General features: G+C 41.0%; 16 protein-coding genes, 2 tRNA genes and 1 pseudogene. 13 read left to right on the top strand and 6 right to left on the bottom strand.

The window, feature by feature from the left end; translation table 11 throughout:
• Positions 1–470 precede the first annotated feature (470 nt).
• The 5 genes from BM097_RS01030 to BM097_RS01010 all read left to right on the top strand — a co-directional run bounded on the left by BM097_RS01030 (position 471) and on the right by BM097_RS01010 (position 5,007).
• Positions 471–2,288, top strand: coding sequence for a carboxylesterase/lipase family protein (locus BM097_RS01030; protein ID WP_090545043.1), 1,818 nt, complete (start codon positions 471–473; stop codon positions 2,286–2,288).
• A gap of 80 nt (positions 2,289–2,368) precedes the next feature.
• Complete coding sequence (locus tag BM097_RS01025) at positions 2,369–3,733, top strand: MBOAT family O-acyltransferase (RefSeq protein ID WP_090545041.1); 1,365 nt, start codon at positions 2,369–2,371, stop codon at positions 3,731–3,733.
• A gap of 8 nt (positions 3,734–3,741) precedes the next feature.
• Complete coding sequence (locus tag BM097_RS01020) at positions 3,742–4,605, top strand: GDSL-type esterase/lipase family protein (RefSeq protein WP_090545039.1); 864 nt, start codon at positions 3,742–3,744, stop codon at positions 4,603–4,605.
• Between the two features lie 146 nt (positions 4,606–4,751).
• A tRNA-Leu gene (locus BM097_RS01015) sits at positions 4,752–4,836 on the top strand.
• A gap of 86 nt (positions 4,837–4,922) precedes the next feature.
• Positions 4,923–5,007 (top strand) — tRNA-Leu (locus tag BM097_RS01010).
• Positions 5,008–5,017: 10 nt separating this feature from the next.
• Here BM097_RS01010 and BM097_RS01005 read toward each other — a convergent pair.
• Positions 5,018–6,463, bottom strand: a complete 1,446-nt coding sequence (locus tag BM097_RS01005; RefSeq protein WP_177197324.1) for a tyrosine-type recombinase/integrase — start codon at positions 6,461–6,463, stop codon at positions 5,018–5,020.
• A 484-nt stretch (positions 6,464–6,947) separates the two neighbouring features.
• Between BM097_RS01005 and BM097_RS01000 the strand changes: the two genes are divergently transcribed.
• Both BM097_RS01000 and BM097_RS00995 read left to right on the top strand, forming a co-directional pair.
• Entirely contained in the window at positions 6,948–7,178 is a 231-nt protein-coding gene (locus BM097_RS01000; protein ID WP_090545036.1) for a helix-turn-helix domain-containing protein, read from the top strand.
• Positions 7,179–7,193: 15 nt separating this feature from the next.
• Positions 7,194–8,378, top strand: a complete 1,185-nt coding sequence (locus BM097_RS00995; protein ID WP_090545034.1) for a type IIL restriction-modification enzyme MmeI — start codon at positions 7,194–7,196, stop codon at positions 8,376–8,378.
• Between the two features lie 94 nt (positions 8,379–8,472).
• Here BM097_RS00995 and BM097_RS00990 read toward each other — a convergent pair whose 3' ends face one another.
• Entirely contained in the window at positions 8,473–9,132 is a 660-nt protein-coding gene (locus tag BM097_RS00990) for a Crp/Fnr family transcriptional regulator (protein WP_090545032.1), read from the bottom strand.
• Between the two features lie 99 nt (positions 9,133–9,231).
• Here BM097_RS00990 and BM097_RS00985 point away from each other — a divergent pair, with 99 nt between their 5' ends.
• From BM097_RS00985 to BM097_RS16900, 5 genes and pseudogenes are all read left to right on the top strand, one after another.
• Positions 9,232–9,984: an ATP-binding protein gene (locus BM097_RS00985; protein WP_090545030.1), complete on the top strand. Its 753-nt coding sequence runs from the start codon at positions 9,232–9,234 to the stop codon at positions 9,982–9,984.
• A gap of 83 nt (positions 9,985–10,067) precedes the next feature.
• A complete protein-coding gene (locus BM097_RS00980) occupies positions 10,068–10,769 on the top strand; it encodes a DUF2249 domain-containing protein (protein ID WP_090545028.1) in 702 nt (233 codons plus the stop codon).
• Positions 10,766–10,981: a DUF1858 domain-containing protein gene (locus tag BM097_RS00975; RefSeq protein WP_090545026.1), complete on the top strand. Its 216-nt coding sequence runs from the start codon at positions 10,766–10,768 to the stop codon at positions 10,979–10,981. Before BM097_RS00980 ends, BM097_RS00975 begins: the two co-directional genes overlap by 4 nt.
• 4 nt (positions 10,982–10,985) lie before the next feature.
• Positions 10,986–11,639, top strand: a complete 654-nt coding sequence (locus BM097_RS00970) for a cupin domain-containing protein (RefSeq protein WP_090545024.1) — start codon at positions 10,986–10,988, stop codon at positions 11,637–11,639.
• A 15-nt stretch (positions 11,640–11,654) separates the two neighbouring features.
• Positions 11,655–11,777: pseudogene (locus BM097_RS16900) on the top strand (anaerobic nitric oxide reductase flavorubredoxin); the annotation flags it as partial.
• Between the two features lie 130 nt (positions 11,778–11,907).
• Here BM097_RS16900 and BM097_RS00960 read toward each other — a convergent pair.
• From BM097_RS00960 to BM097_RS00940, 4 genes are all read right to left on the bottom strand, one after another.
• Positions 11,908–12,801, bottom strand: coding sequence for an IS3 family transposase (locus BM097_RS00960; RefSeq protein ID WP_304442194.1), 894 nt, complete (start codon positions 12,799–12,801; stop codon positions 11,908–11,910).
• Complete coding sequence (locus tag BM097_RS00955; RefSeq protein ID WP_090545018.1) at positions 12,789–13,352, bottom strand: helix-turn-helix domain-containing protein; 564 nt, start codon at positions 13,350–13,352, stop codon at positions 12,789–12,791. Before BM097_RS00955 ends, BM097_RS00960 begins: the two co-directional genes overlap by 13 nt.
• A gap of 67 nt (positions 13,353–13,419) precedes the next feature.
• Positions 13,420–15,087, bottom strand: coding sequence for a hypothetical protein (locus BM097_RS00950; protein ID WP_090545016.1), 1,668 nt, complete (start codon positions 15,085–15,087; stop codon positions 13,420–13,422).
• A gap of 409 nt (positions 15,088–15,496) precedes the next feature.
• Complete coding sequence (locus tag BM097_RS00940) at positions 15,497–16,459, bottom strand: hypothetical protein (protein WP_090545012.1); 963 nt, start codon at positions 16,457–16,459, stop codon at positions 15,497–15,499.
• A 343-nt stretch (positions 16,460–16,802) separates the two neighbouring features.
• Between BM097_RS00940 and BM097_RS00935 the strand changes: the two genes are divergently transcribed.
• The coding region (locus BM097_RS00935; RefSeq protein ID WP_143084935.1) for a helix-turn-helix domain-containing protein at positions 16,803–17,037 on the top strand (235 nt) is incomplete at its 3' end.

Raw genomic sequence — 17,037 nt, 5'->3', positions numbered from 1 at the left:
TATACTTACTGGGTTTTTTATATGTCAATATTTATTATCATGTAAAATTCTCACAAAACATCCAATCGAACATTGAAATATCTGACAAAAATAAAATATATCGCTAAATTAACTTGCAATTTAATATACAGGGGCTATAATAGACTTATCAAAAGACATAGATAAAGTTTACAGAAAGGGAGGTACGGTCCACCAGAAATTTAAGTTTAGTAATTATTTAAAATCTAGTGAATGGAGGTATAGTCCACCAGAGAATTAAATCATTACACGCGACAATGTAACTGATAAATACAATAGATTGAGAGGTATAGTCCATTGGGATCGATGTTAAGGGGCGGCACCAGTTAGGAATCGGTTGATTTCGAATTGGTGTCGCCCGTTTGTTATGTAAAAACCTTGCAAGAAGGATGGATAGGATTTATAATAGATTGCATAAAATTAAATCGCAAGAAATTTTAACAGAGGTGCTTATGTTGTTTTACGCAGTAATAATTCTTTTAACTTTATTATATCTGGTGATTCTTGAGCTATCCAAAAACATCATTCTTGGATGGGTTATCGGTGTGCTTGCTACACTTGCGTTATTTGTGGCAAGATACCTTCTCTCAAAGAAGAGTTTGTTGAGTGCTAAAACAAAGATTATTACATGGGCTTTATTTATGGGTGTGCTGTGTCTTAACTATATACTTACCGGCCCTCCATATAAAAACGTGCCAGCTGTAGATAACAAGAATCCTGATGTGACAGAGGTAGTGCATGTCACACAGGGAGATTTGACAGGTGTGTACAATGCCAATCATTCTGTAAAGGTATATGCAGGTATTCCATACGCCAAGCCTCCAGTGGGAGAGCTTAGATTTAAAGAACCACAGTCTCCTGAAGACTGGGACGGGGTTAGAGCCTGTGATGCCTTCGGCCCAATGGCAATGCAGCCTAGAAGCAATACATTATATGACAGCATGTCCCATATCCTTGGTTGGCACGATTATCAGGTAAAGCTTGGGGATGAATATCTTGAGCCGATGAGCGAGGATTGCCTTTATCTGAACGTTTTCGCCCCAGAGGCAATGGGAGACGAGCCACTTCCTGTAATCTTTTATATTCACGGTGGCAGCCTTACCACAGGCCAGTCTTCTTACACAGAATACCGTGGTGAGGATTTGGCGAAAAGAGGTGTTATCGTTGTAAACTTTGCATATCGTCTTGGTGTATTTGGATATTACACTGCTGATGATTTGAAAGCAGAATCACCCAATAAAACGACAGGAAATTATGGCCTGTTAGACCAGATTGCAGCCTTAAATTGGGTAAAGGATAATATAGCAGCATTTGGTGGCGACCCAGATAGAATTACTATAGCAGGGGAATCTGCTGGTAGCTCTAGTGTAAATGCTATTTGCGTTTCCCCTCTTACAGAGGGCTTATTTAACTACGCTATTGCAGAATCAAGCGGAATCCTTGCACACAAGCCATTTCATACCTTTAGAGACTATTCCGAGGCGATAGAACAGGGCGATATGGTGCGAAGTGAGTTTAACGTAGCTTCATCGAATGAGCTGAGAGATATCCCTGCCGAAAAGCTTGTTAAAACCACCAGCAATCAATCTGCAATGACAGTGGATGGCTATGCCATAGTAGAGCAGCCATTTCTTACTTACAAAAAGGGCAAAAATCACGAGAAGGCTCTTTTAAACGGATTTAATGCCAAGGAGGCAGACGCCTTTAATCTTGGTATAAAGGCAACAGCGGATAATTATGAGGAGCTTCTTGCAGAGGATTTAGGTGATTATGCCGGGGAAATGGCAAAGGTGGTACCTGCCAATTCGCCTCAGCGCGACCAGCATTTCATTGTGGACCCACTTGGAGATGCTAAGGGCGCTTTGAATCAGGCCTATTCTGCAATATGGTTTAGCTACTCACATTATCTTTGGAACAACTACATGATTGAGCAGGGCAAGCCTGCCTACGAGTACTATTTCACAAAAGAAAACAATAGTCTTTCAAACTATCATGCAGGTGAGCTTCCTTACGCCTACGGAAATCTTTGGAGACATCCTGGTTTATACACTGATGAGGATTATGCTCTTTCTGATACTATGCAGCAGTATATAGTGAATTTTGCAAAGACAGGCAACCCAAATGGCAAGGGGCTTCCTCAATGGGAGAGGCGCGATGCTAATCAGGATAAGCTCCTACAGCTGGATACAACCGTAAGGATGGTTGATGATCCAAATAATGCACTATATGAGGTGATTGATAAATATCAAAACAGCATTAAAGAAAACTAGATATATTTATAAAAATTTAGAGAAAAAGTGAAAAGGTTATTGTATACTTATGATGGATTATTTTTCTAGGGAGAATATAGATGACCTTTTCTGATTTGAATTTTATTTTTAGATTGTTACCAATCTTTTTGATTATATATTATGTAGTTCCTGCTTCCTTTAGAAAGTGGGTTTTATTGCTAGGTAGCCTTGGTTTTTATTATCTTAATGAACCAAGGCTTATTTTGGTGTTATTGGCTATGACAGCCATCAATCTGCTTTTTGCAAAGCTTATCTTTAAATCAAAATCAAAGCTGGCACTAGGTGCAGTGGTTGTCCTTAATCTTTTAGTGCTAGGTCTGTTTAAGTTTTCAAAGCCGGCTGGGCTTGGATTAGTCATCCCTCTTGGATTGAGCTATTACATCTTCAAAATGATTTCCTACCAGGTGGATTTATACAGAGGAAAAATCGCTGAGGTTAATATTATTAAAGCTACCGATTATTTCATCATGTTCCCTCAAATCATATCTGGTCCTATAGCACGCTACAGCTATGTGGAAGAAAATGCTATGTGGCTTAGATGGGATGCTACAGAAGGCGGGCGTTTATTTAAGGTCTTAAATCAGATTGAAGAGGGGCTTAAGCTGATGGCCTGCGGCCTGTTCATGAAAATTATTATTGCAGACCATCTGGCAGTATTATGGAGCGATATAAAGGTTATCGGCTACGAGAGTATTTCCACACCTCTTGCATGGCTTGGAGCCTATGCATATTCCTTGAATCTATATTTCGATTTTTGGGGCTATTCACTGATGGCTGCTGGAATTGGTGTGATGCTTGGATTTCCTTTTATTATAAACTTTAATCAGCCTTATTTTTCTGCATCTATTTCAGAGTTTTACAGAAGATGGCACAGCACCCTTGGCGAATGGTTTAAGGATTATGTTTATTTTCCTTTAGGGGGTAGCAGAAAGGGCAAATGCCACACAATCTTAAATATATTGGTAGTATGGCTGCTTACAGGGATTTGGCATGGATATACCGTAAATTTCTTTATCTGGGCGATGTCTATCTGTATGATTATTATTTTTGAGAAGCTAGTGCTTAGTCGCGTTCCAAAGCTATTTGCAGTGGTTGGCCGTATTAATGTGCTTGTGCTTATTCCCATCTCCTGGGTGGTTTTTGCTATCCATTCGGCCTCAAACTTACGCATTTATCTGCTTAGAATGTTCCCTGTAATTGATGTATCAGTTGCAGTAAATAAAAATGATGTGTTTTATTATCTGGAGGATTACTGGCTGTTTCTAGTGCTTGGTATCGTATTTGCGATACCTGCTCTTACTACATTTTTTAATAAGCATAAGGATAATGTACTGGTGATTCTTGGCATATTTGCAATGTTTTTCATTAGTATTTTCAGCTTGTCCAATTCTGCTGGAAATCCATTTATGTATCTTAGATTTTAGGTGATGTTATGAAAGTAAAAGGTTTTTTATTACTTAGTTTAATTACAATTGCATCTATTGCGCTTTCAGTCATTTCCTTTTGTCTGAAGGATGGGGCTTACAGGGACTATTACAGCAGCCCTCTAAAGACACCGATGGAGGCTGTTGCCTTCAAGGCTATGGCAGATGGTGTGTATCCATGGACAAAGGTAGAACTTGAAAGCACTCCAGATGAAAAGCCGGTGGAATCTGTTAAAGAGGTTGATACCACAAAGGTAGAAGAAGTTAAGAAAAAAGAATTTACCACCGTAGATGATTCCTACTTTGACGATGCATTATTTATTGGCGATTCCAGAATAGTAGGCCTGTCTCAGTATTGCCAGGCTATAGATTCCAGAGCCACATTCTTTGCCAAAAAATCTCTTACAATTTTTGATATCAGAAATAAGGAATGGATAGAGGATGAGAATGGAACAGAAATGTCTATCGCTACAGCCTTAGCAGGTAAGCATTACAAAAAAATCTATCTGATGGTAGGCATCAATGAACTTGGAACAGGCGATGAACAGCGTTTTCGTGATGTGTACGCCCAGGTAATAGAAGGCCTGCAGTATCTTCAGCCTGATGCTACCATTTTCATCAACAGCATTATGCATGTATCCGAGGAAAAGAACAATTCTGACCAGCTATACAACAACACCAATATCAACATTAGAAATGAAGCCATAAAAGGCCTGGCGGATAATCGCAAGGTATTTTACTTGGACATTAATGAAGCAGTGGATGATGAGAACGGAAATCTTAAGGCTGAAACAACAGGGGATGGTGTACATTTAAAGGGGGCCTGCTACGAGCCTTGGCATCAGTACCTACTAGAGCACGGAGTGGAATAAAGGACAGTAATTGGAGTGTGTCAGAATATTCAGATATAGTGCTTAAAAATTCGACACTTTAATTTATAAAAAAGTGTTGACGAAATGAGCTTTGGGGGTTATTATTTACTAGTCGTCGCGAGAGAGCAACATCAAGCGAAAGACATGCGGAAGTGTCGGAACTGGCAGACGAGCAAGACTAAGGATCTTGTGGCTATTGCAGTCGTGCGGGTTCAAGTCCCGCCTTCCGCACTAATGTTAATAAATCTTATTGACATTAATCAGTTGCGGTGGTAACATATCACTCGTGTCGAAAGACAAAACATTTTATATAGTGCGCGGAAGTGTCGGAACTGGCAGACGAGCAAGACTAAGGATCTTGTGGCTATTGCAGTCGTGTGGGTTCAAGTCCCATCTTCCGCATTATAGAGTTTTAGAGAAAAGCCTGAGATTTAGCGGTCTGAGGGCTTTTTTCTTTTGCTTGAAATGGAACAATTTTAAGGTACCCCGAGGTACCCATATCATTTTCAATAGGGTTTTCTCTTGTTTCATCGTCAAAAGCATTGATTTTCTCGCATAATTCATCGATATATTCATCTGTTCTGGCGAAGGTGTAATACTTAAGGTTAGTCTCGACAGAATGTCCGAGTAACTTTGCTCTTTCACTTGCCGGTAATCCCATTGGTACATATACATAGGAATTAAGAGCCATACGAAATGCATGGTTGTTACTTAGCTTTAAACCAAGCTTCTTTGAAACCTTATACAAGGATTCGTAGTAAGATACTGTGGTTGTCCATGAACCATCTTCTTTACAGAATACCCACTCGGAATGAATACCCAGAGCCTTTTGCTTTGATTTTAGCTCATCCAAAATCTCACGAATACGATTGGTAAGAGGAATGAAGCGTCCGTTATTGCTAACACCTTTTTCGTTTTTGGTAGTCGGATTGTAATAATAGACTTTTACGCCATCCCTTTTTTCATCATTCTGCTGAGAATGGATATGAATGGAATTTCCCTTTACATCAGACCATTTCAAAGAAGGTATTTCACCTTCTCTAACTCCGGTCTCTGAGGAAAACAAAATAGCATAACCATTTACATCATATCGAAGTCTGTGAACTCGCTCCCAGAGATGTTTTCGAATCATGTCTACTTCATGCGGCTGAAAAGCTTTGTCTTCAGGTTTGTCGTTCGTAGGGGTAAAGTTCTTCGCATAGGCTTTATTTTTGCTTGGAACGGGGTTGATTTCAATATATCTGCGCTCCGGATCACAAGCATAATCAAATACAAGATTTAATATCCCCTTAAACTTGTAAAATCGCTTCTTGGTGGGTGCTAGTTCACCGGACACATTCTGGATGTACTCTTTCAATTCAGATGGCTTTATAAGGCGTATATCCTTTGCTCCAAACTCATCTGAAATAAAAGCTTTGTATGAATTATGATAATCCCGGATAGTCTTTTCCTTGGGACGTTCAGTTCGTATCTTTTCATCTAAGGCGGCTTCAAACATTGTCTTAAATGAATAGTCTGTGATAACTGAGGCTCCGAAGTAATAATCATAGAGTTTATCAATCAAAGCTTCGTAAGTAGAGCATCTTGGTCTAGTGTCACCGCATCTTGTCTGCCAGCGTTTTACTTCCTGACCACGCTTTTTAACTATGGTTTCTGTAATTGCATAGGTATGGACTTCTAATACTTTTTGTTCTTTTAGTTTTAACTCCTTTTTCGTCAATTCTTGTATTACAACGTCAACACCATTAACAATACCCTGCTTCTTCAAATCAAGCAAGTGATTTCGCTGAAAATGTAGGTCGCGTATTTCATTGAAGATATCAGAAGCAGTGTGCTGTAATGGCTGCTGTAATACCATGGGCATCCCTCCTTTCTCCATGAAATTCAAATTAAAAAGTTACCGGTATAATCTGCTTTTCTCTAAATACTTAATGTTTTTTGCTCTGCTATCTACAATGCATATTCAGTTATCAAGGTGCGATGGGCTTTATGCCTTTCATAATGAATGTGGGACATGGAAATATCTAATTCGAAATGTCGTCAAGGATATTTCTCTTCCTACAAATCATTTGGTTCAGTTGAAGTTGGATTACTAAAAATCCCATTCAATATTTATGTGGGACACTTTTAATCCAAATCTGCATTTTTTATAAAATTTCTTCCTAACATACATTTGGGGTGAGATATTTCTCATTACTAAACATGAAAGAAATTTTCCTTACATCTTATATTTGGGCTGAATAAATACTGATTACTAAAAATCAAGAGAAAATGCTGTATAAGATATGTATTGGTGGTATAATAACGCTATATTGTTGAAATATTAATGAAGGAGGTCTTGGATGGGACTACCGGAAGAAATTAAGAGAATTAGACAACGTAGCTTATTAACACAGGAGGAATTCGCAGATGCGATTGGCTTTTCTTTCTCTACTGTCAATCGTTGGGAGGGTGGACATGCTAAGCCCAATATGGCAGCTATGAAAAGTATTAAGGCGTTTTGCGAGCAGAACGGATATGACTATGCTCCGGTTGAAGAAGCTTGGTTGGATTACGATGCAAACAATAATTAAAGTGAGGACAATACGATGACAGATGCAGAAAAAAGAGAGGCTGCCAGACAGTTTCATAATAAGTGGGTTGGAAAAGGTAAAGAAGATGAGGATGATCGCTCTTATTGGATTGATTTCTTGCAGGACGTTATGGGCGTAGACCATGTTACGGACAGAATTGAATTTCAGAAAAAAGTTGTAGGACCGGATGGCAATACCAAGCGCATTGATGCATATATTCCAGAGACTCATGTTTTAATAGAGCAGAAAAGTCTTAATATTGATTTATCAAAGCCACAGCCTGGGCATAACAATATGACACCTTGTGAGCAGGCTAAAATGTATGATAATTCTCTACCGGTTAGTGAAAAGGCAAAATGGATTATTCTTTCAAACTTTGCTGAAATATGGGTTTATGACATGGATACAAGAGTGCCGGAGCCTACTAAGTTTACGTTGGATGATATTCCATCAAAATATAGCTTGTTTGATTTTCTGATAAATCAAAGTCAAACAAAAATTTCTCAAGAAATGGAAATCTCTGTTAAAGCCGGAGAATTTGTTGGGTTGATTTATGATGCCTTTTTAAAACAGTATATTAATCCGGAAAATGAGGATAGCTTAAAGAGCTTAAACATGCTTTGTGTCCGTTTAGTATTTTGCCTTTATGCAGAGGATGCACATATCTTTGGAGAAAATGGTCACATGTTCCATGATTATATGGAACAGTTCGAGACAAAGGATATGAGAAAGGCGCTCATAGAGCTTTTCAAGATACTAGATACACCTGAGGATAAGAGAGACCCATATGATACCAGTGACTTATCCAAGTTCCCTTATGTTAATGGTGGTTTATTTGCTGATGAGAATATAGAGATTCCTAATTTTACCGAAGAAATCAGAAATATCCTTCTCGCAAAGGCAAGTGAGGGATTTGACTGGTCAATGATTTCACCTACTATCTTCGGAGCTGTGTTTGAGTCTACATTGAATCCTGAGACAAGACGCAGTGGCGGTATGCATTACACATCCATTGAGAACATACATAAAGTTATTGACCCACTGTTTTTAGACGATTTAAAGGCTGAACTGGATGAAATCAAATCTATTCAGGTACTAAAAACACGTAACGCAAAGCTCAAAGCATATCAGGATAAATTAGCATCTTTGACATGGTTAGAAATTAAAACGCCGTATTTGATACAATTTAAGGTTGCCTGACTGTAGGGGTTTCGGTCGCCTCTTAGGGGTTTCGCTTTAGGTCAGGGGTTTCGGTTTTGAATGTGAGTGTGTCGGTCGAGGATGACCGGCTTTTTTATTTGCGCTCCAATAGCCTGAAGTGATTCTTTCTGCATTCAATAATCCCATCTCGTTTCATGCGTCCGAGTTCTTTTGACATATTCGTCCGCTCCAGATTTAGATAGTCGGCAAGCTGCTGTCTGTCGAATGGAATATCAAATTCGTTTGTATGCTTCTGAAGAGATACTGTGTTTAGATATGAGAGGATGCGGCCTCTGGCACTTTTGGGAGCAGTATGAAAGCTTCTGCCGGAAAGAGTCAGGTTCTTATGCGCTGAGATCATGAGCAGGTTTCTTGTCAGCTTGTCTTTCCAAATGGATGAAATTCCCGACTTAAACAGGCCGCCGACGGTAACGAACAGGATGTTGCAGTCTTCGTTTGCACGCACATCCACAAGCATGACTTCATCGGGAAGGAGAGCATAGGTTTCTGCAAAGAACTGACCGGAACCGACATGGCTTAAGATAGTGCAGTTTCCCAAGACGTCATTGCTTTCGATCGTGACGCTTCCGGACAGAACGAGTCCCATGCGATCGGTAAGGCTTCCCGCATGCATGATGACAGTGCCCTTTTTAATTTTTTTCTCCTGTGACCGCAGTTCCTTCAGACAAAGATGTATCTCTTCTTCTGTCATTGACCTGAACAAAGCGGTTTTTCCAAGTGTTTCTATTTCCATAGGTGTCCTCCGAAAAGTTTTCTAAAATGTGGCTCAAACCACATACTTGTATCTGAGATTATACTAAAATGCAATCAGAAGGGCAAGGAGGAATTGAAGATGGTAAGACAGATCATTCACATAGATGAGGAAAAATGTAATGGGTGCGGCATCTGTGCAAACGCCTGTCATGAGGGCGCAATCGATATTGTCAATGGCAAGGCTAAGCTTATAAGGGAGCATTTCTGCGATGGCTTCGGAGACTGCCTTCCGAATTGCCCGACAGGCGCAATTACATTCGAGGAAAGAGAAGCGCCGGCTTATGATGAGGCGGCGGTAAAGAAAGCACAGGAGGCGAAAAGGATGAGTGAGAATGAAAAAAATATGATGGAGCAGATGGCAGCGCACGCAGCGGGACATGGATGCCCGGGGTCGCGCTTCATGCAGTTTGACCGGGGACAGGAGGCGGAAGATAACGAAGTGGACAGGATGGCATCTTTCAGACCGGTATCGAGGCTGAGCCAGTGGCCTTGCCAGATCAAACTCCTTCCAACGCAGGCACCGTTCTACGATGGTGCTAAGCTCCTGATCGCGGCAGACTGCACCGCATACGCATACGCCAATATGCACGAGGATTTTATGAAGGGGAAGATCACTCTGATCGGCTGTCCGAAGCTGGATGACATTGACTATTCAGAAAAACTGACTGAGATTATCGCGAACAATGACATTAAGAGCGTGACCATCGTCCGGATGGAGGTACCTTGCTGCGGAGGCCTTCAGAGAGCGGCGGAGACAGCGCTTAAGAATAGTGGGAAGTTCATTCCGTGGCAGGTAGTTACTATCTCAAGAGACGGAAGAATTTTAGATTAAAAATCAATAATGTGGCTCAAACCACATACAAAGAAGTGATTTATTGATAAAGTACAGATGAAGAAAACAAGGAGAAAATCAAGATGAGTTATGCAGATTGGAAAGATAAAACAGCAGAGTTTAAGAAGATCGATGTCCGCGGTGTTGCCGGGAACTTCTTAGAAGGTCTTAAGAAGCAGGCCGCATCCCTTCCTGTGGGGCAGGGTATAGAGGTGATCCAGACCTTTGAGCCGATCCCGCTGTATGAGGTGATGGACATTCTTGGATATGAGCATCAGACGGAAAAGGCAGCAGACAATGAATATCATGCCTATTTTTACAGAACCGAAGAAAAGGGAAGTCTTGCGGAAATCCCTGAGAGACCGGCGGTCATTACCAATTATCCTCTGATCGATGAAAAACTGGGAGAGCTTGCCGTGGAGTTCTGGGATCTGACATGGCACAGTGAGAATCGGTTTCTGGATTATAATATGCGGCTCCTGCTTTCGCTTGCGAATGCGGTTGGTGCTGGAAGGATGAGACAGGCTATGCGCGAGCTGCTGAAGGCCTACGCAAATGGAATTGATTCCAGAGCCTTTGACGATGTGTTCGAGCAGCTTGCATGGAATATGGGAATCGGATATTTCAGCTCCGAGATCGCCCCGTCACCGCTCTTTCAGGCGTATAAGACCATCAAGCAGATGGAGAAGCAGGGAAAAGACCGGGATGCAATCAATCAGATACTGAAGGAAAAGTTTGCAGATCAAAAACTGGGCATGATGCAGAAGGGGGGGATGCTGATATGAACATTACAAGAGACAGCAAGCTGAAGGATATTCTGGCAGAGTATCCCCAGATCAAAGAGAGACTGACCGAGATCAGTCCGAAGTTCAAGATGCTGAGTACCCCTATGGGTAAGGTTATGCTGGGCAAGGCTACCGTAGCGGACATGTCGGAGAAAAGCGGTGTCGACATTGAAGTATTAATCCGGAAGTTATCGGAAATGACAGGAGCGTGACCGTATGAAGGAAAAGGTTGGAGAGGTTTTCTCCATCGCGAAGGATAATCCACCTGTTCCGGGGTGTACGATCTCAAAGGAGATCAGCGGAGGGGATAATTATATTGCTTATTATTCTCTGGCAGGAAACACGGATATCAGCGCGGAGATTTATCCGTATCATAAGCTGATCATTCTGTGTGAAGGACAGGCAGAGGTCTATACGGCGGATGGAGATAAAAGACAGTTAAGATCAGGTGAAAGCGTTCTGGCTCCGACGGATATACCGGTAGGCATCCGGTCATCAGAGTCGGCGGTTTATACAGAAATCTCAATAAGGAGGGACGATGCAATGAATGAAGTTGTAAAGGCAGGAGAAGTATTCAGGTTAGCGGAGCTGGTTCCATATCAGGATGGCAAGATCGTCAATATGGACGTTGTACATAATGACAAGATGAAATTCGTGGTGATGGCTTTTGATGAGGGTACAGGGCTTTCAGAGCACGCTGCGCCGGGTGAAGCGCTGATCTTCGCTCTGGATGGTGAGGGCGTTATCGGATATGAAGGCAAAGATCATCCGATCAAGGCAGGCGAGAATTTCCATTTCGCAAAAGGCGGCATGCATTCTGTAAAAGCAAGCGGAAAATTCAAGATGGCATTGTTGTTGACATTGGAATAACAGGAGGGGTAAGCGGTGAGAAAGCATGTAAAAGGTAATGTCAGCTGGGTAGGATATATCGATTGGGAACTGGAGAGATTTCACGGTGATGACTATTCCATCATGAACGGCTCCAGCCAGAACGCCTACCTGATTGATATGCGCCCATTTAGGGTAACACATATACAACGACTGAATCCATTTAGGGTAACAACAAATTTTCACCGCCTCCTATAAGGGTGACACTCTTTGTTGTTTTGTATTATTTTGCAACTCAGAAGTGATAGTGTCAAGTACCTTCTGAGTTGATAGGTATAAGATAGGTGCCGGTTGGATTCTGAAGTCTGAACTCTATCGGAGAAAGTCCACCGTTGTATGCCTTAGGCCTTTCTGAGTTGTAGTAGGGTATAAAGCTTTGTACGGCTTCAAGTATGTCTGCAATGGGAACTCTTTTCTCTTTGACTTTTGTCTTGCCAAATCGACAATATAAGGCCTCTGTTTTGATGATACCATTAAGGGATTCCATAGGAGCATTATCATAACAGGTGGCGACTCTGCCTATGCTTTGACGTATGCCATGAGCTTTCACCGCAGCGCTGTATTCGTATGATACGTATGAACTTCCAAGGTCGTTGTGTATGATGGATCCTCGGAAGCATTCACCCCACTTTTCGCAAAGGATCGTGATAGTATCAGCACACAGCTTGGCATTAGGAGAATCGGATATGCAATAAGCAAGGATCTCACCATTATAAAGATCTTCAATGGTGTTTAGATACATGGTTTTCTCGAGCCCAGGAAGATATGTTATGTCTTCAAGCATCCTCTTTCTGGGGGTCAGAGCAAAAAAATCTCTCTTGATTAGATCTGCTGGAACATGTTCCTTCATTTCACGGCGTTTCGTATACACTTCATCCGAATACTTTTTTCGCCTTACTGCAGAAAGTAAGTTGTTATCCTTCATAAGTCTTCGAATACGCTTGCTGTTTAACTGCTTGCCGCATTTCTTAGAAACGAGTTCCGTCATGGGCCTATATCCGATACTTCCTTTATGGTTCTCCTGGAGATTTCCAATTTCCTCTAGGATTTCTTTGTTGTTCTCGTCATACGGATACTTCAGATGTCGATAGTAATTCTTCCTTGATACATTTGCCACACGGCAGAGAAGGCTTACGTTTCCGATTCCTTTTCCGATGAGTCGGTCAATGGCTTTGTATATAGTTTTTTTTTGAAGCTCGAAACAGGAGTGCCGTTAAGCTCCATCAATTCTTCAAGGAATTCAACTTTTGCTTTGAGAAGCTCGTTTTCATTCTTAAGGTCCTTGATATGCTGTTTGGTATCCTTATTATCTGAAATACTCACGAAATCCTCCTCTCCAGGGGATTTTGGCAATTCGTAGTCTTTATCAATTTTCCCCTGAGAAGAATATAACGCAAGTATATGGTTTTTGTCCTGTATCCAGTGACGGATAGTATGATATTTTAGATTTTTGATCTTGGCTATCTGCTGAACGGAAAGGTCTCCCTTATCGAAAAGCCGGATCACATCTATTTTTTCTTCAAGGTCGTATGGCTGGTTTTCTGAACGATCTTCTTTTAGGTAATTCTCAGGAGCTTTAAGCCAGTTGCTAATTGTAGTCCGAGCTACATTATATTTCCGGGAAGCCTCGCTTACAGACATACCGTTATTAACTTGTTCCAGAACCTCTTTTTTTACTTTTAAGCTGAATGCCATCTTTTCCTCCTGCTGTCACCTTTATGTGTAGCAGGAGAAAAGTGTTACCTTTTAGGGGTTCAGTTCACTAGCGAGTTCTTGTAGGAACAATACGCTTGGAAACATCTGTAGCAATATTATTCACAACATCCTCCAGCGATGCACCTGAACCTATGGATTGTTTGACAGCTTCAATATCTGCCATCTTTATCTGCCGGTAGCTTGCCCCGGATTCATGTAGTACGTCCTTGATGTCTTCTTCCAAAGCACGTTCCATAACTTCACCTACAGTGTGATGTTCTGCATCATAAAAACCATACCTAAAAAGTCTGTCAGCTGTCTGCTCATCAATAGGCATTTCCTTAATCACTTCCAGCACTTCTTCCTGATGTTTTCCCTTGAAATGCTTTAAAAAAGTATTCTTGAACTTTTGGAAGAAATCTTGAAAGGCGTCTTTGATAATAGACGCAACAGATTTCTTTACTTCCGCTTCTATATTGGCTTTTCGCTTATCTAACCGAGCGGATACCTCTGACAGGTAAGTTTCTTCGTTGTGAAGATTCTCAGCTCGTTCATCCAGCTTTTCTGCACGTGCGAAGAGAGCAGATTTATCATGTTCTAATTGTTTTTGCTCTATGCGCAGATTATATTGCAATTGTTTTATTTGGTTGGGGAGCCGTTTGGAAATACCTTCCTCAACGCGCTGTGACACCTCAGATTCGATCATAAGATGTCGGTCGGCTAAATCCCTGCCTTGCTTGTTTAAAGACTTTTCTCGTTTATCTAAGAGCGCCTGTTGCTCTTTAAGGTATTTCTGCATTCGTTCGTTATTCTCTCTTGTTTCGGCTGATGCTTGCCATCTACGGTATTCTTCAGGTGTAACAGAAATCTGTTTAGGTTTTCCAAAAATATTTGTGTCCGGCACAACTTTGTTCTTTTCTTCTTCCGAGACTAATTCTGCGTTTAAAGATGCAATCTTTTCCTGTAGTTTAATGGCAATAGCTTCTTCCTTTTCCATTGAGGCTTTTCCTGGTGCTTTTGGTGTATGTGAGACTGCAACGCCATGTTTCTCGCATATGCGAAGCTTCATATCACGTTCCCATTCGGAAAAAGAAATCTTAGCATTATTCCACTTATTGGAAGGCTTTGATGGGTCAGGTCGTTCAAATCCCATTTGAGCAAGCGCCTTGTTTTGTGAAATATCCAATCCATCCTTTCCATCATAAGTCCATACTTTACGGATATGAAGATGCGGTACAGCTTCATCCATGTGGAGTGCTACGTCCAAGAAGTGTAGGTTATGACCATATATATCAATCAACTCTTTTTGATAATCCTCAAAAATAGCCATGAGAACTTCTACTGGTGGATATCCGTCTTCGGTTGAGCCAATCTGGAAGATGGTTTCCTCAGGACAGGTGTTTTTGCTGTTGAGCAGGTCATCTATGGATTTATTACGTTCAGGATGACGCGCAGCTTCATTGCGGGCATGCTGTTTGCTGAGGCTTTCAGCAAATAAAGACTCATATATGCAATGTTCGTGCTCATCAATAGTAGTGTGAGATTTATCTTTGATATCAATTACGTGTGGATGATTTGTTTCATCATAGTGAATAATGATATTCTCTGACACCATATCAGGATGGACGTTTTCAGCATGCGAGATATCAAAAGAACGATCATTATGATTTCTGTTATATACAGAGCCGGATTTTGTGCTGACTCTTCCGTTGTGGTTTGTTTGTCTATATGCCATATAAATTTCTCCTTTTTCATAATTCAAAACTTGTGGTCAATCTGACCACAGGTGACTTCTGGTCCATTGGACTAGAAGCAAGTAATACAGTTACATATGTAAATATGGTTGTGAGGGATTCCCTAAGCGACACCTTGTCGCGTCAAGGAAATACCCCGTATTAGTTTGTCGCAGACATTCGTCTGCACAAACTCGGGGACCCCAACCTACGCGGTTAGCGGTCATTCGCCATGACAGGCATCTCATAAGGGCTTTGCCCTTGCCGATAGCTAACTCAATCTTTAGGGGCTCTGCCCCGGCGATGCCATCCCCGGTCTCATCGGGAGCTACACTCCAGGGCGACGCCTTCCCTTGTGCCATCGCAATTGAAATAAAACTTCCGTAGGAACTCTTATTTCAATACGCGATGCTAAAAGGAATCGTAAGATTTTGCTAAAAGCCTACGCTCAATTTCAGCCCAATCAGCATCGGTATAATTACGCTCATCAAAATTGTGAATAGAATTTCTTCTGGATGGAGATTTCGCTAAAGGCTGATAATTCTCTCGTACAGCCTTAATTAACCAACCAGCAACGTTATTAATCTTTGTGCTTTGCTGATTAAGAACCGTTTTTGCTTTTTTACATCGCTCGATGTCGTAGCCAGAAGCAGATAAGATGGATTGAATGTCCTTATCTGATAAACCAAACTCTTTAAAAACTTCTCTTGCATCATCAACAATCGCAGCCGAGTTTTTGACGTCAGTCGAAAAATTGGCTCCTATAGTTGTTGAAGAACTCTCTGTAGTAATCTTTGAGGAAGTCTTTGATGTAGTCTTTGTATACGTAACATCATTTTTGAAAAGTGGTTGTTCCGTTTTTGAAAGGTCTTCATTTCTTTTATGGGAAGAGGTGGTAACAAATTTGTTATTACCTAGGTCAAAATTTTGTCCGGATGGAAAGGTAAGTTCCTTAAGAACATCCGGAACAAGTTCCAAATACATGACATTGGAAAGTGGAAGACCGGCAACGACGATATTCCTGAAATGCCTTTTTACAACGCCAAGGGTTTCAAGAAGGATGAGGGCATCTCGTGCCTGCCTCTTTGAAATGTTGAACTTCTCCATAAGCTGTTCATAGCTTCTTTGGAGATAGTCTTCATCGTGAAATTTTTTTGAATAAGATACGGACAACGTGGTTTCGTCACGTTCTTCTGTTGGGCGATACCAATAAACGATATCAGCAAGGATAAGGATGGCGAGAGTATTAGTCTTACCATTCTCATTGATAATGGTGTGATACCAAGATTCCGGAATGATATTTCCGGTTAGATTCATGGTGGCAACCTGATCTACAATTGGATTGCCGGATGTAATAGTTATTGTCTTTTCCATATGCGTTTCCTTTCTTTTTCTGTGAAGAAAGGCATAAAAAATAGGTGCCTGATTTAAGCACCTATAACTGAATATGCATATGTAATTAGAGATTCTTTTTGGGTGAGGTACCCATATAATATTTGAGGTACCCTATGAGGTACCCAAGAGGAGTTGACGTTGTAATCCTCCTTTTTACTGGATTTCTTGGGTAGAAAATTTTTTCAAGTCCCATCTTCCGCACTAAACCTAGGTTGAAAAACCTAGGTTCAGAGTGTAGACAAAGAGGATGCTGCAAAACTTCTGATATGATCCTCCTTAAGTAGACAAGGTAAATAACCAAATCTACTTAAGGAGGTTTTTTATGTCAAAATCCCCATTTACTCCAGAGTTTAGAGAAATGGTATCAAAATTGTTTTTAGATGGTGAGTCTTCAATTGAGTTATCCAAGAAATATGGTGTCTCTGCTTACACAGTTCGAAAGTGGGCTTTAAGATATAAAGAACAAGGTATTGAAGCTTTCGCAAATCATGTTGGTAACAAGGCCTATTCACTTGAATTTAAGCAGCAATGCGTAGAGCTATATCTTTCAGGGACGC

This window comes from Pseudobutyrivibrio sp. OR37 (assembly GCF_900113655.1).
Classification (GTDB): domain Bacteria; phylum Bacillota; class Clostridia; order Lachnospirales; family Lachnospiraceae; genus Pseudobutyrivibrio.
This window is presented reverse-complemented; position numbering and strand designations above follow the sequence as displayed.